We start from the raw sequence: 20,127 nt of genomic DNA, 5'->3' as shown, positions 1-20,127 counted from the left end.
TTGGCGCCATGCTTGGCTTGGCGCAACGGAACAAGCGTGCGCGCGTCACGATCGCAGGGCTGGCCGCGGGCGTTGCCATCGCGACGATATCGGCCTGTACGACGGGCGACGTCTTTGCGCTGCAGCCGGCCGTCGATGTCGGCAGCCAGACGGCAGCCGTGCCGCAGCCCGACGCGCCGCAATATTCCGGAATGCAGCGCCTCGTTCCGTCCAATCCCTACATGACCGAGGCCGCTTATCCGCGCATGGACGAGCCGATGTCGCCCGGCGAGCAGTTGCCGGCCAGCGAGATCGACTGCCGCAACGAGTTGAAGCGGATGGGCGTCGTCTATCAGGACATCCAGCCGATCCATGAAGGCCAGTGCGGCATCGATTTCCCGGTAAAAGTCTCGGCCATCGGCAGCGTCGCCATGAAGCCGGCGGCAACGCTGACCTGCAACATGGCTGCCACCTTTGCCGCCTGGACGAAGAACGAGCTGCAGCCGGCCGCCCGCTGGCGCTATTTCTCCGGCGTCAAGGCGATCCACCAGGGCTCCAGCTATTCCTGCCGCAACATCGCCGGCGAAGGCGTCCTGTCCGAGCACGGCAAGGGCAACGCGCTCGACGTCATGAGCATCGAGCTCAACAATGGCGACGACATCGATGTCCGCAAGCCCGGCCTGTTCGCCTTCCGCACGCGCGGCTTCCTCAACAATGTGCGCGCCGACGGTTGCGAGTATTTCACGACGGTGCTCGGCCCCGGCTACAATTACGACCACCGCAACCATTTCCATTTCGACATCAAGAACCGCAAAAGCGGCTACCGCGCCTGCCGCTAGATCAGCCTGGGGCTTCGGTGGCAGCGATGATCTGCCGGGCGACCAGATCCTGGATACGCCAAAGGTTTCTGTCGCGAATCCCGCTTTCCTCCAGTTTGGCGACCGTTCGGAAAAGATATTGCGCCGAGGAGCCCCAATGCCCGGCGGCGCGCGCCAGCGTGTGCGCAACCTGCTCCAGCGCCAGCTTGCCGGCATAGGCCCTTCCTTGGGGTGCGGCGACAAAGGCCAGGGCACGCAACGGTCCGTCCTTGGTCCGGAGCTTGATCCAGCAGGGCACTTTGGTCGGCGGGTTCGCGTCTATTTCGCGACGAAGCAGTTGGACGATTTGCCCAAAATGGTCCTCCGACGGCAGCCGGTAGGCGATGCCGTTGCAACTGCCTCCCCGGTCGAGCGCCAGCATCAGCGCCGGCAACTCACGCGTTCCGCGCCAACGTGTCAGCGTCAGGCAGAATGAGCGATGCCACCCTGGCGCGGTGGCTGGACGCTGCTCTTCATAGATGAACTCCGGATTCCAGATCAGCGAACCATAGGCAAAGACCCAGAGCGTCTCAGGCCGATATTGCGCAAGCAGCTGCTCGGCCAGATCGTCAAATTCGGCATCGCTGTGTTCGTCAGTTCCGGGCTCGGGACCGGGATCGGGCTCCATGCGTTCGACCCTCGCCACAAGCTCCGCGGTCAGCGCCATTTTCCCGTGGCTTGTCTTTGTCCGCCCCATTCGCACCCCCCTTTAGCGATAACTAATGATAAATGGTCTCCAGATCGCTGGCCATTGATTTCCCATGATTGTAGCGCAACAGATGCCATACGGGTCGGGCGGCATTCATGAGCCAACGAAGCTTAAGACGGCGGGCGGCGATCTGGCTGGTGGCGTTTTGTGCCTTCTATCTGGCGCTCGCCTATCTCGCCGCGCCGGAATTTTGGACCTGGCGGGAGCGCGGCTTCCGCACCCGGCCCTTCGAGATGGTGACGCACACGCCGCAAGGCATTCCCGGCGACCCGATCAATGTCGGCCTGGTCGGCACCGAGAAGGAAGTCGTCCACGCCTTCGCCGTCGCCGGCTGGGATACGGCCGATGCCGTGACGCTGCGGACCGCGATCGACATCGGCGAAAGCGTCTTGTTTTCCCGCCCCTACCCCGATGCGCCGATGAGCCGCCTTTTGTTCGAGGGCCGTGCCCAGGACCTCGCCTTCGAAAAGCCGATCGGAGGCAGCGCCGACCGGCGCCACCACGTCCGCTTCTGGCAGACGGATACGGTCGGCGACGACGGCCGTCCGCTCTGGCTGGGCGCCGCGAGCTTCGATCGCGGCGTCGGCCTCAGCCACGATACGGGCGCCGTCACCCACCATATCGGCCCCGACATCGACGCGGAGCGCGACTTCCTGATCGGCGACCTGAAGGCCGCCGATCTGCTGGCATCCACCAGCGAGATACCGGGGATCGGCGCCACCAAGGCAGGACGCAACGGCGGCGGCGATCCCTATTTTACCGACGGCATGGCCGTGATCGGCGTGCTGAAGACGCCGCAATGACGGCGCACCCGTCACGCGCGCGCTGACGCCTAAGGTGCGCGTCGTCATCGACGCGCTTGTCGGGCATTTCTCGGCGCCGATCTGGGATGCGGCTTGAACAGCGCGCCTGTCATGTTCCAAAAATACCGACAAGCTATTTTCGAATGCACTGCAGCAATGCTATTGACCGCCCATGCTTTATGTTGAAATCGCCGTCGTTGCCGTCCTCATCTGCGTGAACGGCCTTCTGGCAATGTCGGAGCTCGCCATCGTGTCGTCGCGGCCCGCCCGCCTCAAGGCGATGATCGACCGCAACGTCAAGGGCGCCGGCCGCGCGCTGGCGCTGGGCTCGAACCCTGGCAAATTCCTGTCCTCGGTGCAGATCGGCATCACGCTCGTCGGCGTTCTTTCGGGCGCGTTCTCGGGCGCGACCCTCGGCGAAAGGCTGGCGCAATATCTGGCCACGACCGGCATCCGCGAAAACATCGCCGACCCTGTCGGCGTCGGCATCGTCGTCGCAATCATCACCTATGCCTCGCTGATCGTCGGCGAGCTTGTGCCGAAGCAGATCGCGCTGCGCGATCCCGAGCGCGTCGCCGTCCGCGCGGCGCCCGCAATGACCATCATTGCCACCATCTCGGCGCCGCTCGTCTTCCTGCTCGACATTTCCGGCCGCGCCGTTCTGTGGCTGCTCGGCCAGGCCGGCGAGGCGGAAGAGAAGGTCACCGACGAGGAGATTAAGATGCTGGTCGCCGAGGCCGAGCATCACGGCACCATCGAATCGGACGAGCGCCGCATGATCGCCGGCGTCATGCGCCTCGGCGACCGCGCCGTGCGCGCCGTCATGACGCCGCGCACCGAGGTCGACTGGCTGAACCTGCAGTCCGAAGAGGCCGCCGTCAAAAAGCTTCTGATGGATACCCAGCACTCGCGCCTGCCCGTCGGCGACGGCAATGTCGACGCCATGGTCGGCGTCATCCAGACGCGCGACGTCCTGGCCGCCCTTCTCGCCGGCAGGGTGTTGGATCCGCGCCAGCATGTGCGCGCCGCCCCCATCGTGCATGACCAGGCCGACGCGCTCGACGTGCTGCAGAAGCTTAGGGAATCGGACGTGCCGATGGCGCTCGTTCATGACGAATACGGCCATTTCGAAGGCATCGTCACGCCGGCCGACATCCTCGAAGCCATCACCGGCGTGTTCCGCTCCGACCTCGAGGCGGGCGAGGAAGAGAACGCCGTCAAGCGCGATGACGGCTCGTGGCTGCTGGCCGGCTACATGCAGGCCGACGAGATGGCTGAAGTGCTGGGCATCGACCTGCCCGAAAACCGCGACTACGAAACCGTCGCCGGCTATGTGCTGTCGCATCTCCACCATCTGCCGACGACCGGCGAGTGCGTCGACGCGCAAGGCTGGCGCTTCGAGGTGGTCGACCTCGACGGCCGCCGCATCGACAAGCTGATCGCCACCCGCCTGCCCGGCGGCCATCGCCCGGTGGCGCGCTAAGTGGCCGGAAAGTTCGATCGGGCGTCGGGGCGGTTGGCGCGGCAGCCAAGCTTCGCTTCCTCACTTAGGATTGACCCGTCAGAAAGCTTTGAAGCGCTGCGAAAGCGTCTATATCGGCAACCATGGATGCATCGAGCGAACATGCGCTGAACGACGAGCTTCTTTCAGACATCCAACGTCTGTCCTTCGACTATTTTCTGAAGGAGGCCAATCCGGTCAACGGCCTGGTCGCCGACCGCAACACCGCGGCATCGCCCGCCAGCATAGCCGCCGTCGGCCTCGCTTTGTCGTCCTATCCTGTCGGAGTCGAGCGCGGTTTCATGACGCGCGCCGCCGCGGTCGAGCGGACGCTCGCCACGCTCCGCTTCTTCTGGAATGCGCCTCATGGGCCGGAGCCCGACGCCACCGGCTACAAGGGCTTCTATTATCATTTCCTCGACATGCGGACCGGACGCCGCGTCTGGAACTGCGAATTGTCCACCATCGATACCGCGCTTCTGCTTGCCGGTGTCCTGACGGCCGGCGCCTATTTCGACGCCGACGACGAGTTCGAACTGGAGATCCGCCGGCTCGCCGATGCGCTCTACCGCCGCGCCGACTGGCGCTGGGCCCAGCATGGCGGCGCCACCGTCACCCATGGCTGGCGGCCCGAAAAAGGCTTCCTGCGTTACCGCTGGGAAGGCTATGACGAGGCGCTGATCCTCTACATGCTGGGCCTCGGCTCGCCGACTTTCCCATTGTCGCCCGAGAGCTACGCCGCCTGGCTGTCGAGCTATAGATGGAAGAAGATCTATGGCCGGGACCTTGTCTATGCCGGTCCGCTCTTCATCCATCAGTTCTCGCATATCTGGATCGATTTTCGCGGCATTCGCGATGCCTTCATGCGCAATGTCGGCAGCGACTATTTCGAGAACAGCCGGCAGGCGACCTTTCTCCAGCGCGACTATGCCATCCGCAATCCCAAGGGTTTCACCGGCTACGGGGAGAATTGCTGGGGTCTCACGGCCAGCGACGGGCCGGGCCCGCAACAGAAGCAGGCCGGTGGACGCCGCTTCTTTGGCTATCTGGCGCGCGGCGCGCCCTTCGGTCCCGATGACGGCACGCTGTCGCCTTGGGCGGCGATCGCCTCGTTGCCGTTTGCGCCGGAGATCGTGCTGCCGGCGCTGCGCTACTTCCACGAAATCGACCTGCACGACGGCAATCCCTACGGCTTCACCGCGAGCTTCAATCCAACGATCGCCGCCATTGAAGGCCGGCCTTGCGGCTGGGTGTCGCCGGACCATCTCGGCATCAATCAGGGGCCGATAGTGTTGATGATCGAGAATTACAGGTCCGATTTCCTGTGGCGGCTGATGCGAAGCGTGCCGGCAATTGCCACGGGCCTGCGACGGGCCGGATTTTCGGGCGGCTGGCTGTAAGGATGAGCCTACTCTTCGTATGGTAGGGCAGCGTCCGCACCGGCCTCTGCCGGTTGCGCTCAATGGGCATCCGGCGGCGGCGCCTTCGGCGTCACGTTGGGCAGGAACGGCACCAGCGCCGTGGCGATGACGAAAGCCACCGTGATGACCACAGGAACGCATCGGCATAGGCCATCGTCGAGGCCTCGCGACTTCCGCAAATTAAAAAGGGCGGCGCAAGCGCCGCCCCTCGGGAGGATAGTCCACGCAGGCTCTTTAAGCGGCCTGGGCTTCGCCGGCGATCGCGTCGGCGGCGCGGGCGGCCTTCAGCACCTTCGCCCACCAGGCGACGTCGTTGACCAGCGCGGCGGCGGCCTGGTTCAGATGCTCGATGTCCTCGAGCTTCTTCTCGCCCTGGCGCACCGCAAGGAAATCGCCCCAGGCGATATGGACGGCCGACTTGACCGGCGCCATCTGCAGCTCGACGGCGATCAGGCGGAGCTGTTCGACCGCGCGCGCACCGCCGACCGAGCCATAGCCGACAAAACCGGCCGGCTTCTTGTTCCATTCATTGGCAGCGTAATCGATGGCGTTCTTCAACACACCGGTCGGAGCGTGATTGTATTCGGCGGCGGTGAAGATGAAGCCGTCGAACTCGGCGACCTTCTTCTGCCAGCGCTGCGCCACTTCGTTCTGCGACGGCGCCCAGGCGGAGGAAGCGACCTCGTCGAAGAAAGGCAGCGGCCAGTCGCGCAGATCGACGATCTCGACGTCGATATCGGCGTGCGACTTGGCGATCTTGGCGATCCATTGCGTCGGCACGTCGGCGAAGCGGGCGGCGCGCGTCGAACCGACGACAATGGCGATTTTGGGTTTGGACATAAGGGGCTCTCCTTGCGGGAATTTTTGGTATCGTTTGGATACCGGCGCTATATGTGATACTGACAAATCGGCGCGCAAGGAGGCACGTTTTTGTTACTGAGGCACCCGCACATCACCGAGGACTGCCGCGCCGTGTCGGAGATCCTGCAACGGGTCGGCGACAAATGGACCGTGCTCGTGGTCGGCAAGCTGGGCGACGGGGCGATGCGCTTCAACGAGTTGCGCGCCGCCGTCGGCGGCATTTCGCAAAAGATGCTGACCACCACCTTGCGCGGTCTGGAACGCGACGGGTTCGTGACGCGAAAAGTGTTTCCGACCATTCCGCCACGTGTCGATTACGAGCTGACCCCGCTCGGCCACGAGCTGCTCGTGCCGGTCGGCGCGCTCGGCGAATGGGCGCGCAAGAACACCAATCGGGTCCGCGAAGCGCGCGCGAAATTCGACAGCCAGCAGGCTTGAAACCCTTGTAGTTCAATGGTTTCTGAACCATTGGATGAACCGTGCGGCTCGGCGCCGGCCCTGTCTCGCGTTTCGCTTCGATCAAATCCGCTGCGGTCTCGCCGCTAGCCTCGCTGGCGTCTCCGCGCAACCGCCTCGACAAGAAGGGCTGTCTTTAGCCGGCCACGCATCAGGCGTTAGGATTGGTGCTGCCGCAACACGCCGTCGAGCAGCTTTCCGATTGCGCGGCCCTCTTGCCGGCCACGGTGCGATCCCGCATGCAGGCGACGCGTGGAAGGTCTTTCCTGACCTCCATATAGGCCGTTACGCCGAGCAGGCAGACCAGGGCAATAAGGGCTGCCACGAGCCAGCCGTTCAGCATATGTTGACGCATTGTTGTCCCCTCGCCACCTCAAAGTGGGGCGCGAAGGCAACCATTGGATGTCGCGAAGCGCATCTCCCACGCGGGCGTTGTTACAAAACGGCAAGCCTGGGGAGAATCGGGTATCCCGTCAGATCTCGGCCGGAACCGGCTTTGGCTTGCCTTCGCCGTCGAGCGCGACCATGACGAAATCGGCATGGGTGACCTTTTCCATCAGGTCGGAAAGGTAGCGCTGCGCCCAGGCCTCGACCTTGAGCACCATCGAGGTGCGGCCGACGCGCTCGACATGGGTGTAGATGCAAAGCGTGTCGCCGATCTTCATCGGCTTGGCGAAGGACATCTCCTTGACCGCGGCGGTGACCACGCGCCCCTTGGCGCGCTCGGCGGCGCGGATGCCGCAGGCAAGGTCCATCTGCGCCATAACCCAGCCGCCGAAGATGTCGCCGGCCGCATTGGCGTCGGAGGGCATGGCAAGCGTCCTCAAAGTGAGATCGCCGAGAGGTTTTCCGTCCGCGTAATGCACCATGGCGAAATCCTTGGAGGTCGGTTGCTGTTGCGTAGCAATGCGACCGCCATGTCGCAAGCTTTGGTGAAAGCGAAATGCACGCCGCTTCGCCGGTCGCTTTTTTCACAAGCCATGCCGGAAGCCACGGCGACGCCGCGAGCCGGCAATGTCTAGGGTAAGCCCGACATTGCGGAGCCGCCCACACCATCATGCAGACTTATGATTTCATCGTCGTCGGCTCCGGTTCGGCCGGTTCGGTCGTTGCCGACAGGCTGTCGGCGTCGGGCCGCTTCTCGGTGCTGGTGCTGGAGGCCGGCGGAACCGATCAGCGGTTCTACGTCCAGATGCCGCTCGGCTACGGCAAGACCTTCTTCGATCCGGCCGTCAACTGGAACTACAAGGCCGAGCCGGATCCCGGTCTCGCCGGCAATGCCGACCACTGGCCGCGCGGCAAGCTGCTCGGCGGCTCGAGCTCCATCAACGCCATGGTCTTCATCCGCGGCGCGCGCGAGGATTTCGACGCCTGGGCCGCCGCCGGCAATCCCGGCTGGGGCTATGACGACCTCCTGCCCTCCTTCAAGGCGATGGAAGACAATGCGGCCGGCGCCGACCGGTGGCGTGGTGTCGGCGGCCCGCTGCGCGTCACCGACTGCACGAACGCGGTGCATCCGCTGACCAAGCGCTATCTTGCCGCTGCCCAACAGGCCGGACTGCCATTCAATCCGGACTTCAACGGCGCCTCCCAGGAAGGCGTCGGCGTCTACCAGATCACGACGAAGAACGGCCGCCGCATGTCGGCTGCCCGAGCTTTCCTGCGGCCCGCGATGAAGCGCGGCAACGTCCGCGTCGAGACAAAGGCGCTGGCGACGAAAATCCTGTTCGAGGGCAAGCGCGCCGTCGGCGTCGAATACGAGCAGAACGGCGAAACGAAAACTGTCCGCGCCGGCCGCGAGGTGATCCTCTGCGGTGGCTCGATCAACTCGCCACAGCTGCTGCAGCTTTCCGGCATCGGCCCGTCGGCGCTGCTCGGCAATCTCGACATCCCGATCATTCACGCCAACGACAATATCGGCGCCAACCTGCAGGACCATGTCGGCATCAACTATACTTTCAAGGGCAAGGTCCCGACGCTCAACCAGATCCTGCGCCCATGGTGGGGCAAGCTGCTGGTCGGCATGCAATACATACTGACACGCTCAGGCCCGCTGTCGCTGTCGATGAACAATGCCGGCGGCTTCTTCCGCACCGACCCGTCGATGGCGCGGCCGAACATGCAGCTCTATTTCCAGGCCTTCTCGACCGTCATCCCGAAGAGCGGCGAGCGTCCGATCCTGACGCCTGACCCATGGCCGGGCTTCTCGATCGGCCTGTCCAACTGCCGGCCGTCGAGCCGCGGCGAGATCATGATCCGTTCGAACAACCCGCGCGACTATCCCAAGATCACAGCCAACGCCTACTCGACCAACGCCGATGTTGACGAAATGCTGGCGGCGGTGAAGTTCGTGCGCAAGATCGCCGCGATGCCGGCGATGGCCGAGATCATCGAGGAAGAGGTTCTGCCTGGCCCCTCGATAAAGTCGGACGCCGACTTGATCCAGGATTTCAGGAAACGCTCGGGCACCGTCTATCATCCCGTCTCGACCTGCCGCATGGGGCCGGACGCATCGCGCGCCGTGGTCGATCCCCGGCTGAAAGTGCACGGGCTGGACGCCTTGCGGGTCATCGACGCTTCGATTTTCCCCGACAACGTCACGGGCAACACCAATGCCGCCTCGATCCTGACCGGATGGAAAGGCGCCGACCTGATTCTGGAGGACCACAAATGAAAATCACCGACGTGAAGACCTGGGTTGTCGGCAACCCGCCGCCCGGCATCGGCGGCAAGTATTTCATCTTCGTCAAGCTCACCACCGACGGCGGCGTGGCCGGCTATGGCGAAGCCTACAACGCCACCTTCTCCGCGCATGTCACCGCCAGGATGATCGAGGACATGGCCGAACGCTATCTCGTCGGCCGCGATCCGCACGACATCGAGAATTTCTTCCGCCGCGCCTATTCCTCCGGCTTCACCCAGCGGCCGGACGTCTCCGGCATGGGCTGCTTCTCGGCGCTCGAAATGGCCTGCTGGGACATCGTCGGCAAGGAAGCTGGCAAGCCGGTCTACAAGCTGCTCGGCGGCCAGGTGCATGAGACGCTGCGCTCCTACACCTATCTCTATCCGCACACCGGCAGCGTCCATTCGGAAGATGCGCGCGGCAAGAACGTCTACAACGACCCCGACATGGCCGCCGCCTGCGCGCTCGAATATGTCGAGCAGGGCTTCAACGCCGTGAAGCTCGATCCGGCTGGCCCCTACACCGCCTATGACGGCCACCAGCCGCGCCTGATCGACATCGACCTTTCGGCGCGCATGATCAAGGCGATCCGCGAGGCGGTCGGCACCAGGGCCGACATCCTGTTCGGCACGCATGGCCAGTTCACCGCATCCGGCGCGCTGCGCATGGCGCGCGCCATCGAGCCCTACGATCCGCTGTGGTTCGAGGAGCCGGTGCCGCCGGACATGCCGGAGGTGATGGCGCAGGTCGCCCGCGGCACGTCGATCCCGGTCGCCACCGGCGAAAGGCTGACGACGAAGTTCGAATTCGCCCGTGTCATCGAGAATCGCGCCGCGACCATCCTGCAGCCGGATCTCGGCCGCTCCGGCGGCATCCTCGAAACCAAGAAGATCGCCGCCATGGCCGAGGCCTATCACATCCAGATCGCGCCGCACTGCTATTGCGGGCCGATCGTCGGCGCGGCCAACATCCAGCTTGCGGCGACGCTACCGAATTTCCTCATCCTCGAATCGCTGAAGCAGTGGGACGGTTTCCACGAAAAACTGCTCAAGAAGAAGATCGAATGGCAGGACGGCAACGTCATCCCCTCGAAAGAGCCGGGCCTCGGCGTCGAGCTCAACGAGGAAGTCTGCGACGCGCATCCCTATAACGGCAAGGACCTGCATCTGCAGATGATGCAGACCCCGTTGATGCCGTGACCCTCGCCTACGCCTTCATCGGGCTTGGCCATCTCGGCGGCAACCTTGCCGCCAGCCTGCTGCGCAACGGCTTTGCCGTCACCGTCGTCGACCGCGACCCGGCGGCGGTCGAGCGCCTGGTCGCGTTTGGCGCCACGGCGGCGGCGAGCCCGGCGGAAGCCGCTGCCCGCGCCGGCAACGCGATCACCTGCCTGCCTTCGCCGAAGGTCAGCGAAGCGGTGCTCGCCGGCCCGGACGGATTGCTTCAAGGCCTGCCCGCGGGCGGCACCTGGATCGAGATGTCGACCAATGGCCGCGACGAGATCCTGCGGCTGGCGGCCCTCGCCTCGGCCAAGGGTATCGAGACGCTCGAATGCCCGGTGACAGGCGGCGTGCATCTGGCGGCGGCGGGCAGAATCACCGCGCTCGTCGGCGGCGATGCCGCACTCTACGAACGCCATCGCCCGGCCATCGAGGCGATGTGCGCGAAGTCGTTCCTGATGGGACCAGTCGGCTCGGCTGCGGTGATCAAGGTCATCACCAACATGCTGGCCTTCATCCATCTCGTCGCCGCCGGCGAGGCGCTGATGCTGGCCAGAAAGGGCGGGCTCGACCTCGCCCAGGCCTACCACGCCATCGTCGCCTCATCCGGCAACAGCTTCGTCCACGAGACCGAAAGCCAGCTCGTGCTCAACGGCTCCTACGACATCGGCTTCACCATGGACCTGGCGCTGAAGGACCTCGGCTTCGCGCTCGCCATGGGCAGGGATTTCGGCGCGCCGCTCGACCTCGCATCGCACGTCAACGCGATCTTCGAGGAGGGCAAGCGCGCCTATGGCGGCGATGCCTGGTCGACGCAAATCGTCAAGCTGGTCGAGGATGCGGTCGGGACGGAGCTGCGCGCGCCGGGCTTCCCGGCCAAGCTCGAACTGTAATCCGGCAAAAATTTAGCCAGCTATTTCAACCATCTGGCCGTGCCAGCGGAATCAAACTCTCAGCCAGTTGATTCAACCTCGCAGCGTCAGCGCGCCGGGCAGGATCTCGAAGGTCGCCGGAATCCGGCCGGGGGACTCGCCGTCTATGTCGACCAGCGCGCCGTTCTTCTCGACATCGCCGAGCGGCTCGACCAGCACCTTGCGGCCACGCAGGATGGTGATTGCCGGATGGTTGCGATGGCGGCCGCCATAGAGCAGGCGAAGGTCGCGGATCAAGCCGAGTTTGCCGGCGGCCCGCAGGATAACGATGTCGAACTGGCCGTCGGCGAGCTCGGCGTCCGGCGCGATCATCATGCCGCCGCCGAAGAATTTGCCGTTGGCCACCGCCACCAGCGCCATGCGCGCCTCGACCGGCTCGCCGTCGTCGATGGTGATCCGGACGTCCTGGAAGCGGTAGCGGACGAACTCCAGCACCGTGCGCCAGAAGAACAGCGCCTTGGCTGACACACTGCCCTTGCGCTTGTCGGCATTGACGGCGCGATCCGTCGCGCCGGACAGGCCGAGGCTGGCGATATTGATGAAGTGGCGGCTGGCCAGCGCGCCGTGGTCGTCGATGTAGCAGATGCGGCCGGCGTCGATCTTGCGGCCCTCGGCATCGGCGATTTGCTTGACCGAGGCGCCTATGCCGCGCGGCAGGCCAAGCCCGCGCGCGAAGTCGATGCCCGTGCCACAGGGCAGAAGCCCAAGCGCGCTTTCGCGGCCGCTCTCTTGCCGTGCCTGCAGCAGCCCGTCGGCCACCTCGCTGGCGGTGCCGTCGCCGCCGGCCGCGATCACCAGGTCGCATCCGCCGGCGGCGAGGTCGATCGCCAGCCGCTCGGCGTCGCCGCAGGCTTGCGTCTCGCGCAGGTCGAAATCGCCGAAATTCATCTTGAGCGACGCCGCCGCCTCCGCCCAATGCCGCTTGAGCCTGCCGCCTCCGGCAATCGGATTGAGTACTACCCCGACCTTCAAGCCGACCTCCCCCGAGGCACGCCGCGCAAAATGCGCGGCGGAGTCCGCGCTGGCGCCCAAAGTCTTTTGCCGGCCCAAACTCTTTTGCCGACATTGAAACGCGGACCGGGCGGCGGAGCAAGGCTCGAACACCCAAGGTCGCTAAAAAAGCGGGGCAGGCTGTCTAAGGGGTTCGGCCGGCAGCTTCAGAAGCTTTTGCCATTGGTCCCCGATAATCCCGCTATCCACAGGCACGCCGGCATTCCCCAGACCCCTTATCCGGCGTACATTCAACCCATCTCAGGCGGCCACTGAACGCCCAGCCGAAAGGCAAAAGCGCAAGGCGGATTTCCTGAGGCCCGTACGGCCCAGAACGAGAGCAGGCTTGCCTGTTGGAGGGACGGATGCCGAGACCTACGGGTGCCGCGGAAAGCGTGCCAACGCCGACGGCGGACCGATGCTGCCATGAAGGCCGGTAAAAACCTTCGATGGCACGCTGGGCGAAGCCCGCAAGGGTGGAGATCGGCGTGGTCTGGAACGGGAGCTGCCCTCGGGTGGCGACTGGCAGGACCGTCAAAATCAAGGCTGGCCTGGCGCGACGACTTTACGGGAGTTGCTGCCTTAACCGGTTCCTGATCTGACAGGGAGGCGCTGGGAGAAATCCCAGCGCCAACTGTCTTTTTGGGAATGGCTTTCCAGGCAGTTTGGCGCGATGCCTCACCAGCGGGCGAGTGCTGCCGGCGGAGATCGCCGGCGCCGGTAACCTGTTTTGCGCTTTGTTGCGGAGCCGGGCTGTTCGCCGCGCCAAAATCGGCTAACGTTCAGCGTGACGTGAAGGGGGATGCTTCATGCCGCTGATCCGCAAGCTTGCCGTCGCCGGCATCTTCACCGACCGTGCCGACTTTTGCATGCCGATATACCGCCCCATCGATCCGGGCGCGGCCTGACATGTTCCTGCTGCGCTGGCTGAGACGGCTCATCAAGACAATTCTCTGGCTGGTCGTTATCGTGGTGCTGATCCCAGTCGTCGGACTGGCCTACGGCTTTCTCACCACCCCGGCGTTCGACAAGACCCCATTGCCCGGCATCACCGACGGTGCTCCGCCGGCACAACTCGCCGCGAAGGTCCGGCAAGCCATACCGGATTATCAGTCGCCCGCGCCGTCGGCCTGGCTGGCTTACCTGAAATGGGCGACCGTCCATGCCGCGCACGACTACGCCACCTTTGTCGACAAGGATCAGCCGAGCGGCTTTCCCTATTGGGACTATGTCGGCCATTACTGGCAGGACTATGCAACGATTATCCGTGTGACGTCCGCTCGCGGCATCGACATCCTCGATTACGTCGCGCCAACGCTCATCGGCACCGGCCTGACGATCGACTACGCCATCCAGTGGGCCTACGAGAACACGGTCGGCCGCATCACCGAGGCAACCGCCGGCAAGCGCGTCGCGGCAGATATCTATCAGGCGAAGGCAGCCGGCGACCATGCCGTCTTTCTCGACACCAGACCCTGGTCCAATTTTCCTTATGCCGAAGAGCGCGCCGGCCTGTTTGCGGTCGAGCCCGCCGCCGGCGACGACTCCATCCGCACCAGCGAACGCAAGCTCGCCTTCGGCCTGGCCGACACGGTCAAGCAATGGTGCGCCGATCTCGGCAAATCGGCGTTGGCCGCCGCCGGCTATCCGAGCCCGCCCGACCTCCATGTCTGGGCCAAGGGCCCGGTCGGCGAGGCGGCGCGCAACGAGCCGGATACGCTTCTCGAGCGCGATCTCGGCGGCGCCGGCACCATCTTCGTCACCAGCCGCTCGCAAGCCTTTACCGGGATGGTCCCGCGCCTGATCGACAAGGGAATCTCCTTCGTCGAGATCGGCGGCAAGGACGAGATCATGATCACGGCGACCTCGGGCGCGGAAATCACCGCCCCCGACGGCTCGCGCATCCTGTTCAGCCAGCCGATCCCTGTATCGCCCGACACGCGCCGCACGGCGCTGACCGTCGCCGTGCGCAAGCTGCATTTGGTCCTGCCCGCTCTGGCCAAGGCCGGTGCCGAATTGGAACATGTCTACGCCGACGACTGAGGCATTTCGGCCACAGTCGCCGACTGAGCAACCTTCGGAAACGCCCCGTCATCCACATTTCACAATGGCGGCCAAATCCCGCCTTGTTCGGCGCGGATTGATGCAAGCGGTTGGGGAGGCAATTTCGAAGGGACAAGACCGTGATCAAGACCGCCCTTGTCGCCATGACCATCGTCGGCTGCGACTGCGATGCCAAGCTGTGCGAATATATCGGCGAGACGCCGGCCAAATGGACGACGATCGCCGACTGCGAGGCGGCGATGAAGAGCCAGATGCTGCACCAGCGCAATTTCAACTATCCGCTGGTTTCAGGCATCTGCCGCGTCAAGGGCTCGGCCTCTTCCTCCGAGCTTGCCGCGAAAGCCTCCAGGCCGGATCTGAAGCCCAGGAACCGCGTCGTCGAAACCATCGCCCCGCTGCCGCCCGAGCTCGACCATCGCCCGAGCGCCCCGGTCGGCGCAACGGTGACCGCCAGCGAAACGGAATCGGCAAAGCCCGTCGCCTTCGATAGGTCGGTCGATGGCGGCCGCGCCGTGCTTTACCGCACTAAGGCCGGCTATGCCGTGGTCAAGACCGATCTCAGCCGCGCCGCTGGCGCAACGGTGGACGCGGCGAAGCGCTCGGCGAACTGGCTGGCCGGCCTGACGGGTCTGTAAGCCAGTCCAAGGCGTGTGGAGATTCAGGGCGGGCCGGCCTCACCTGAAGATCGGACACCTTACAGCTTGATCTTCAAGGTCTCCCAGAACTTGTCGATCAGCGGTTGTTCGGTCGCATTGTCCTGATCGCCGATGCGCGTGATGAAGAGCAGTCCCCGATCGGCGGTGCCGAAGCCGACGATCTCGAAATCCGCACTGTCTGTGCGCGTCTTGACGGTGGCCCTGAGGCCCGTCAACTCCTTGCCGTCGGCAAGCTTGCGGCTCGTCGGCTGCTGCGTCAGCTGCCCACCCGCCTGGACCGTTTCCTTGGTCATCTCCTGCAGCATCAGCTGGTTGAGGGAAACCGGATTCATCCTGTCGTATTTCTGCACCACGACGAGGGTGCCGAGCGCCGAAGCCATGAGATACTGGGCGATGCCGTCGCCGAGATCGGTCTTGGTGACCGAATTGCTGCTCGAATGGACGAAGGAGAATGCGCCGCCGGAGAAGGTCGCGAAATCATTGTGATCGATCCGCACCTTGCTGGTCCTGTCGCCGGGCAAGGTCACGTCGACATCCTCGCCCGGATCGATGTCGATCGTCACGCCGTCGATGGTCAGCTTGAACGCCTTCGGGTCATCGGCACGGGCAGGCCCGGCGCAAAGCACGATCGCCACGAACGCCGCTGCCGCAAATCTCGGTCGCATATCCTGCCCTTTCCGCGCAGTTCCATTCAGCGTATTCGATTTCTTCGGCAGCCGGGTCTTCCTGCTTATCATACCCAGCTGACGATCAGCGTGGGCCACTTAGCAAAACCACGGATGATTGTCGCAATGGCAGGCGTCCGCCGATGGCTTCAATAGCTTGGCGGCGAACCGCAGTTCGATTGATAATGCCGACATATTACAGGAAGATAGTGGCCTTGACTGGGGTTGGGGGGTGTCATGACAATTGCCGTTCGTATCGCGCTATGCCTGCTGCTGGCGCTCGTTCCTTTGCATGCCTGGGCGGAAGGCGACGACAAGGCCATGATGATCGCCTCCGACGACGCCGAGATGGCGGCGGCGATCGCAAGGGCGCGATCCAGCCTGGATGAATTCCTGAACCTGTCCGACGCTCCGCCGCCGGGAACCGACAGGTTCAAGCTGAAGGTGATGATCGTCGACGGCAATGCGACGGAGCATTTCTGGGTCATTCCCTTCAAGCGGACGGCCAACGGCTTCGTCGGGATATTGGCGAACGAGCCGGAAATCGTCCGCAATGTCGTCCTTGGCCAGAACATCGAATTCACCAGGGACGACATCTCCGACTGGGGCTACACCAGGAACGGCCGCCAGGTCGGCAGCTTCACCGTCTGCGTGATGCTCAAGAAAATGTCGAAGGAAGAGGCTGAGTACATGCGCGCCCAATACGGCTTTGATTGCTGAACCCTATCCGGCCACTTCGTCCTTCGCGCCGATCTTGCGCACCAGCGCCGCCGTCGCCAGCATCGCGCCGAGATCGGTGATCATCGGCGCGACATGAATGTTGTAGTCGATCGGTTGCGAGATATCCGGCAACTCGAAGAAGTTCTTCGACCGCGGCATCAACAGAAAGCCGTCGCTGCCGCCGAGCGCCACCCGCGCCTGGTCGTAGGGCCATGTCTCGCGCAGCCAGGTCAGCGCCCGCGCCATCCGGCCGGTCACCAGCGGCCGCGCCGCCTCGACATTGTCGGTGCGGAATTCATAGGCGGCGTCGAGGTCTTCGACGCCGGAGGACAGCTCCTGCATCTTGCTGGCGAACATGCCGCGGAAGAAATGCGCCACCTTGCCGGCCTTGCGCGCGGCAACCAGCGTGCCCGGGAACGGCTCGATGGTCTCGAAGGCGACGATGACGCCCTTGAAGGCGATCGTCTCGCTTTTGCCGGAGCCTTCCCAGAGCTTGGCCTCGTAGAGCTCGAAGGGAAAATCCTCATAGCGCCCGGAAATGACGTCGTCGAAGCTCTGGCGGTTGAAAGCGCCGACGGTTTCGCGCGGCATCCTGTCGAAGGAGTTCGGCCGCGTTCCGTGCTGGTAGCGCACGTCGCGCACGAAGCCGAAGATCATCGGCAGCAGCGTGTCGCGGAAGGATTGCTGCAGCCGGGTCGCCGGCCGCAGCGCCTGGAAATAGAGCACCACCGCCGCGGCCATGCCGCCAAGATAGAGAAAGACATGCGGCGTGGAGAGCCACTGTTCGTGAGGATCGGCGGCGGCGTTGAACAGCCAGGCAATGAGCGCGATGAAGACGACGGCCAGGCCGACGAACACGGGCACCCGCCAGCGGACCTGTTTTTGGGCTGACGCCCGTTTCGCCTCATAGTCCTCGATGCCGCGCCTGATGCCTGCGATCGCCGCTTCGCTCGGCATGAAATCCACTGCTTCCATGGCCACCCCCGGCCGCCGCTGAGATGCGGCCATGATAGCGGCTTTTGCGCGAAAGTCGCCTGCGCTCGCGGCGACCGGCGGCCAGAGCAATTCCAGGAAAAGTGTGAAACGGTTTTCCGTCCGGAATTGCGTCAAAACAAATAGCTAGGGCAGTTCGTCGTTTCCGTGAAACGAAGAACTGCCCTAGTTCCGCAAGGCTGGGAAAATCGTCGCCAGCCGGTCCGTTACCCGCGACTTGGGCGCCCCGTCGAGCGCCTCCACCGGCACCAGCCGCTCATGGCTGCCTGCCCGCAGCCGCATGAAGAAGTGCATCTTGTAGGCGGCGATGGCGCCGCGCGTGGCCGGATCGGCGCTGACATCGACAACGAATATCGAGCCGACGCGTGCCGGCCATGGCAGTCTGGCAAAGGCGGTGCCGAGAAAATCGCCGAGCCCATAGGCGACGAAGCTGTCGCCGATGCGCTCGATGGGCTGCAAAACATGCGCGTGATGCCCGGCGATCAGCTGGGCGCCGCGATCCGCCAGTCGCCTCGCCAACGCCCGCGTCGCCGGCCGTGGAAAATGCCGGAACTCCCAGTCCCAGTGCGGCACCGCGCAAAGCAAGTCGATGCCGGAAGCGTTGCGCGGCCATTCGGCGGGATCGCTGCGCATCGAGATGCGTTCCTCGAACGGCGCGGCATCCGTGTTGCGCCACAGCGTGAAGGCCGCAAAGCCGATCGTCAGCGATCCGGCCGCATGACGCTGGACCGGTCCGCCCGCAACCGTGCCGATGGTCCGGATCCCGAGCCGGTTCAGCGCCGCGAGCGTTTCCTCGAAACCGGCAATCCCCTGGTCGAGCACATGATTGTTAGCCAGGGACAGCACGAGCCTGTCGCGCGCGATGCCGGCGGTTGCAAGCGCATCGGCCAGGAAGCGCTCGCGCATCGCATGATGCGTGCCGAGCCACGTGCCGATCGCGGCACGTGGGCGTTCGACGATCGGGCTTTCGCAATTGCCGACCACGAGGTCGGCAGATGAAAGCAGCGCGGCGATCGCCGGATCGCATTCCGGCGCATCGCGATTGGCGACTGCCGAAATGTCGCCGACGAACGCCAGCCGCACCTTCCGCGTTGGCTGCGGATCGATCAGCGTCGCCGCCGGCGCCGCGAAACCGTCCCGGTCGCCGGCAAGCGACGGTCGCAGCAGGCGCGGCAGCCACGACAGTTTGTAGGAAAGCGGATAATTCGACACGGGCAGGTCCAGTTTCGCCCTGTGTAGACTGTCTGACAGGCCGGTTGAAGCCGGGCGCCATTGCGAAAACGGACCCGCTGATCTGGAGGACCGGAGAACGCCTCGAGCCAAATACGTGTATGCTCGCGGCATGAGTGGAGGGCAATGACGATGCGTAGAGCGACCCTTGCAGCAGCCTTGTTTGCATTCCTGCCGGCATCCTTCGCGTGGGCGGAGATTCCGGACGCGGCCAAGTCCATGTTTGAGGCGAAGAGCGTTGCCGACCGCAACGCGGCGCTGTCGACGCTGGAGGCGACAGCGGCCAGGGACCCGGCAGCGGCCTATGCCGCGGGCGCCGGCGAATTCTTCACCGCCTTGGAACTCCTCGCCACCGGCCTGCATCGGCATGGGTTCGAGAGCCCGAAATCCTTCATGCTCCCGCTGATGCAATTGCCCGTGCCGGACAATCCCAACCCGCAACCGCTGACCTATGAAGAATTCCGCGCCATCCTTGTCGCCTTCCGTGACCGGCTGGAAAAATCCGCTGCAACGCTGGGCTCGGTGCCGGCCGATGCCGATATCGGCATGGTCGTCGACCTCACCCGCGTCGGCATCGACCTCAACGAGGATGGCAAGCTCGCTCCCGACGAAAGCATTGCCGCCATCATGGCCTCGCTCGCCCATGGCAGCATCGACACCAGCGATGCAGCACCCTCGTTGACCTTCCGCTTCGACCGCGCCGACGGCTTCTGGCTGCAAGGCTATGCCGAGTTCCTGATGGCGCAGGCCGATTTCTGGCTGGCGCATGACTTCAAGGGCATGTTCGACGGCTCCTTCCACATGCTGTTCCCCCGCGCGAAACTGCCGCTGCAGGATACGCTTGTGCCACTGGACGGCGGCATGAGCGGCAACATGTTCGCCTCGGAATGGCGCTTCGCCGACTTCGTCTCGCTGGTGCACCTCGTCAACTGGCCGGTGGTCGAGCCGGAGCGCCGGCGGGCCGCGCGCCGCCACTTGCTGGAGATGATCCGGCTGTCGCGCGAGGACTGGAAAGCGATCCTGGCCGAGACCGACAATGACCGCGAATGGCTGCCTGGACCGCAGCAGAAAGGCGTCAATCCGCTGACCGGCCTCGAGGTCGGCGAGCAGCAGGTGACCGCCTGGCTCGCCGCGCTGACCATGGCCGAGGATCTTCTGGAAGGCCGCGTGCTGCTGCCGCATTTCCGCGTCACCGGCAGGGGCATCAACATGAAGCGCTTCTTCGACGAGCCGAAACCTTTCGACCTCGTGCTCTCGATCACCGGCCCCGGCATCGCGCCTTATCTCGAAAGCGGCAGGATCCTCGCCGGTGACGATTTCGACCAGATCCAGCGCGAATTCGGCGGCGCCGGTTTCCTGACTTTCGCGCTGTGGTTCAACTGAGGAC

The 20,127-nt window shown here is 64.4% G+C and carries 20 protein-coding genes; 12 read left to right on the top strand and 8 right to left on the bottom strand.

Going from position 1 to position 20,127, the window contains the following annotated elements; translation table 11 throughout:
* Window positions 1-8 precede the first annotated feature (8 nt).
* Window positions 9-818, top strand: a complete 810-nt coding sequence (locus tag FJ430_RS12715) for an extensin family protein (protein WP_413467870.1) — start codon at window positions 9-11, stop codon at window positions 816-818.
* Window position 819: 1 nt separating this feature from the next.
* Here the strand turns inward: FJ430_RS12715 and FJ430_RS12710 are convergent, their stop codons facing one another.
* Complete coding sequence (locus FJ430_RS12710) at window positions 820-1,503, bottom strand: gamma-glutamylcyclotransferase (protein ID WP_181175258.1); 684 nt, start codon at window positions 1,501-1,503, stop codon at window positions 820-822.
* A gap of 137 nt (window positions 1,504-1,640) precedes the next feature.
* Between FJ430_RS12710 and FJ430_RS12705 the strand changes: the two genes are divergently transcribed.
* The 3 genes from FJ430_RS12705 to FJ430_RS12695 all read left to right on the top strand — a co-directional run bounded on the left by FJ430_RS12705 (window position 1,641) and on the right by FJ430_RS12695 (window position 5,249).
* Window positions 1,641-2,348: an LssY C-terminal domain-containing protein gene (locus tag FJ430_RS12705; RefSeq protein WP_140640796.1), complete on the top strand. Its 708-nt coding sequence runs from the start codon at window positions 1,641-1,643 to the stop codon at window positions 2,346-2,348.
* A 172-nt stretch (window positions 2,349-2,520) separates the two neighbouring features.
* Window positions 2,521-3,831 (top strand): hemolysin family protein, encoded by a 1,311-nt coding sequence (locus FJ430_RS12700; protein ID WP_140703852.1) that lies wholly within the window; start codon window positions 2,521-2,523, stop codon window positions 3,829-3,831.
* 122 nt (window positions 3,832-3,953) lie between these two features.
* Window positions 3,954-5,249 carry a glucoamylase family protein gene (locus FJ430_RS12695; protein WP_140703854.1) on the top strand — a complete coding sequence of 432 codons (1,296 nt, stop codon included), beginning with the start codon at window positions 3,954-3,956 and terminating at the stop codon, window positions 5,247-5,249.
* Between the two features lie 255 nt (window positions 5,250-5,504).
* On the opposite strand, the gene FJ430_RS12690 is transcribed toward FJ430_RS12695, so the two are convergent.
* The gene (locus tag FJ430_RS12690) at window positions 5,505-6,110 is read right to left on the bottom strand and encodes an NADPH-dependent FMN reductase (RefSeq protein ID WP_140647526.1); all 606 of its coding nucleotides are present in this window, start codon (window positions 6,108-6,110) and stop codon (window positions 5,505-5,507) included.
* Window positions 6,111-6,200: 90 nt separating this feature from the next.
* Here FJ430_RS12690 and FJ430_RS12685 point away from each other — a divergent pair, with 90 nt between their 5' ends.
* Window positions 6,201-6,569 carry a winged helix-turn-helix transcriptional regulator gene (locus FJ430_RS12685; protein WP_140647527.1) on the top strand — a complete coding sequence of 123 codons (369 nt, stop codon included), beginning with the start codon at window positions 6,201-6,203 and terminating at the stop codon, window positions 6,567-6,569.
* A 169-nt stretch (window positions 6,570-6,738) separates the two neighbouring features.
* On the opposite strand, the gene FJ430_RS12680 is transcribed toward FJ430_RS12685, so the two are convergent.
* Together FJ430_RS12680 and FJ430_RS12675 are read right to left on the bottom strand one after the other, a co-directional pair.
* Window positions 6,739-6,942: a hypothetical protein gene (locus tag FJ430_RS12680; protein ID WP_140703856.1), complete on the bottom strand. Its 204-nt coding sequence runs from the start codon at window positions 6,940-6,942 to the stop codon at window positions 6,739-6,741.
* A gap of 118 nt (window positions 6,943-7,060) precedes the next feature.
* Window positions 7,061-7,456 (bottom strand): acyl-CoA thioesterase, encoded by a 396-nt coding sequence (locus FJ430_RS12675; protein ID WP_140647529.1) that lies wholly within the window; start codon window positions 7,454-7,456, stop codon window positions 7,061-7,063.
* A 188-nt stretch (window positions 7,457-7,644) separates the two neighbouring features.
* Between FJ430_RS12675 and FJ430_RS12670 the strand changes: the two genes are divergently transcribed.
* From FJ430_RS12670 to FJ430_RS12660, 3 genes are read left to right on the top strand one after another with little or no spacing between them, the layout of a single operon-like run.
* Window positions 7,645-9,261 (top strand): GMC family oxidoreductase, encoded by a 1,617-nt coding sequence (locus FJ430_RS12670; protein WP_140703858.1) that lies wholly within the window; start codon window positions 7,645-7,647, stop codon window positions 9,259-9,261.
* A complete protein-coding gene (locus FJ430_RS12665; RefSeq protein ID WP_140703860.1) occupies window positions 9,258-10,469 on the top strand; it encodes a mandelate racemase/muconate lactonizing enzyme family protein in 1,212 nt (403 codons plus the stop codon). Before FJ430_RS12670 ends, FJ430_RS12665 begins: the two co-directional genes overlap by 4 nt.
* Entirely contained in the window at window positions 10,466-11,383 is a 918-nt protein-coding gene (locus FJ430_RS12660; RefSeq protein ID WP_140703862.1) for an NAD(P)-dependent oxidoreductase, read from the top strand. The genes FJ430_RS12665 and FJ430_RS12660 overlap by 4 nt, the downstream gene beginning before the upstream one ends.
* 72 nt (window positions 11,384-11,455) lie before the next feature.
* Here FJ430_RS12660 and FJ430_RS12655 read toward each other — a convergent pair whose 3' ends face one another.
* On the bottom strand, window positions 11,456-12,394 hold the full coding sequence (locus FJ430_RS12655; protein WP_140703864.1) for a diacylglycerol/lipid kinase family protein: 939 nt from the start codon (window positions 12,392-12,394) through the stop codon (window positions 11,456-11,458).
* A gap of 927 nt (window positions 12,395-13,321) precedes the next feature.
* Here FJ430_RS12655 and FJ430_RS12650 point away from each other — a divergent pair.
* Window positions 13,322-14,455 (top strand): hypothetical protein, encoded by a 1,134-nt coding sequence (locus tag FJ430_RS12650; RefSeq protein WP_140703866.1) that lies wholly within the window; start codon window positions 13,322-13,324, stop codon window positions 14,453-14,455.
* A gap of 140 nt (window positions 14,456-14,595) precedes the next feature.
* Window positions 14,596-15,111: a hypothetical protein gene (locus tag FJ430_RS12645; protein ID WP_140647535.1), complete on the top strand. Its 516-nt coding sequence runs from the start codon at window positions 14,596-14,598 to the stop codon at window positions 15,109-15,111.
* Window positions 15,112-15,170: 59 nt separating this feature from the next.
* On the opposite strand, the gene FJ430_RS12640 is transcribed toward FJ430_RS12645, so the two are convergent.
* A complete protein-coding gene (locus FJ430_RS12640; RefSeq protein WP_140703868.1) occupies window positions 15,171-15,797 on the bottom strand; it encodes a hypothetical protein in 627 nt (208 codons plus the stop codon).
* A gap of 237 nt (window positions 15,798-16,034) precedes the next feature.
* Here FJ430_RS12640 and FJ430_RS12635 point away from each other — a divergent pair, with 237 nt between their 5' ends.
* Complete coding sequence (locus FJ430_RS12635; RefSeq protein ID WP_140703871.1) at window positions 16,035-16,517, top strand: YegJ family protein; 483 nt, start codon at window positions 16,035-16,037, stop codon at window positions 16,515-16,517.
* Between the two features lie 3 nt (window positions 16,518-16,520).
* On the opposite strand, the gene FJ430_RS12630 is transcribed toward FJ430_RS12635, so the two are convergent.
* Both FJ430_RS12630 and FJ430_RS12625 read right to left on the bottom strand, forming a co-directional pair.
* Window positions 16,521-17,492, bottom strand: a complete 972-nt coding sequence (locus tag FJ430_RS12630) for a DUF3137 domain-containing protein (RefSeq protein WP_140704311.1) — start codon at window positions 17,490-17,492, stop codon at window positions 16,521-16,523.
* A 183-nt stretch (window positions 17,493-17,675) separates the two neighbouring features.
* The gene (locus tag FJ430_RS12625; RefSeq protein WP_140703874.1) at window positions 17,676-18,722 is read right to left on the bottom strand and encodes a CapA family protein; all 1,047 of its coding nucleotides are present in this window, start codon (window positions 18,720-18,722) and stop codon (window positions 17,676-17,678) included.
* 144 nt (window positions 18,723-18,866) lie between these two features.
* Here FJ430_RS12625 and FJ430_RS12620 point away from each other — a divergent pair, with 144 nt between their 5' ends.
* On the top strand, window positions 18,867-20,123 hold the full coding sequence (locus tag FJ430_RS12620; protein ID WP_140703876.1) for a hypothetical protein: 1,257 nt from the start codon (window positions 18,867-18,869) through the stop codon (window positions 20,121-20,123).
* Window positions 20,124-20,127: the final 4 nt, after the last annotated feature.

This window comes from Mesorhizobium sp. B2-8-5 (assembly GCF_006440675.2).
Taxonomy (GTDB): Bacteria; Pseudomonadota; Alphaproteobacteria; order Rhizobiales; family Rhizobiaceae; genus Mesorhizobium.
This window is presented reverse-complemented; position numbering and strand designations above follow the sequence as displayed.

Bases quoted from the DNA above. Each gene is read 5' to 3' on its own strand.
- FJ430_RS12715 (WP_413467870.1), top strand. From the start codon at position 9: ATGCTTGGCTTGGCGCAACGGAACAAGCGTGCGCGCGTCACGATCGCA.
- FJ430_RS12710 (WP_181175258.1), bottom strand. From the start codon at position 1,503: ATGGCGCTGACCGCGGAGCTTGTGGCGAGGGTCGAACGCATGGAGCCC.
- FJ430_RS12705 (WP_140640796.1), top strand. From the start codon at position 1,641: ATGAGCCAACGAAGCTTAAGACGGCGGGCGGCGATCTGGCTGGTGGCG.
- FJ430_RS12700 (WP_140703852.1), top strand. From the start codon at position 2,521: ATGCTTTATGTTGAAATCGCCGTCGTTGCCGTCCTCATCTGCGTGAAC.
- FJ430_RS12695 (WP_140703854.1), top strand. From the start codon at position 3,954: ATGGATGCATCGAGCGAACATGCGCTGAACGACGAGCTTCTTTCAGAC.
- FJ430_RS12690 (WP_140647526.1), bottom strand. From the start codon at position 6,110: ATGTCCAAACCCAAAATCGCCATTGTCGTCGGTTCGACGCGCGCCGCC.
- FJ430_RS12680 (WP_140703856.1), bottom strand. From the start codon at position 6,942: ATGCGTCAACATATGCTGAACGGCTGGCTCGTGGCAGCCCTTATTGCC.
- FJ430_RS12675 (WP_140647529.1), bottom strand. From the start codon at position 7,456: ATGGTGCATTACGCGGACGGAAAACCTCTCGGCGATCTCACTTTGAGG.
- FJ430_RS12670 (WP_140703858.1), top strand. From the start codon at position 7,645: ATGCAGACTTATGATTTCATCGTCGTCGGCTCCGGTTCGGCCGGTTCG.
- FJ430_RS12665 (WP_140703860.1), top strand. From the start codon at position 9,258: ATGAAAATCACCGACGTGAAGACCTGGGTTGTCGGCAACCCGCCGCCC.
- FJ430_RS12650 (WP_140703866.1), top strand. From the start codon at position 13,322: ATGTTCCTGCTGCGCTGGCTGAGACGGCTCATCAAGACAATTCTCTGG.
- FJ430_RS12640 (WP_140703868.1), bottom strand. From the start codon at position 15,797: ATGCGACCGAGATTTGCGGCAGCGGCGTTCGTGGCGATCGTGCTTTGC.
- FJ430_RS12635 (WP_140703871.1), top strand. From the start codon at position 16,035: ATGACAATTGCCGTTCGTATCGCGCTATGCCTGCTGCTGGCGCTCGTT.
- FJ430_RS12630 (WP_140704311.1), bottom strand. From the start codon at position 17,492: ATGGAAGCAGTGGATTTCATGCCGAGCGAAGCGGCGATCGCAGGCATC.
- FJ430_RS12620 (WP_140703876.1), top strand. From the start codon at position 18,867: ATGACGATGCGTAGAGCGACCCTTGCAGCAGCCTTGTTTGCATTCCTG.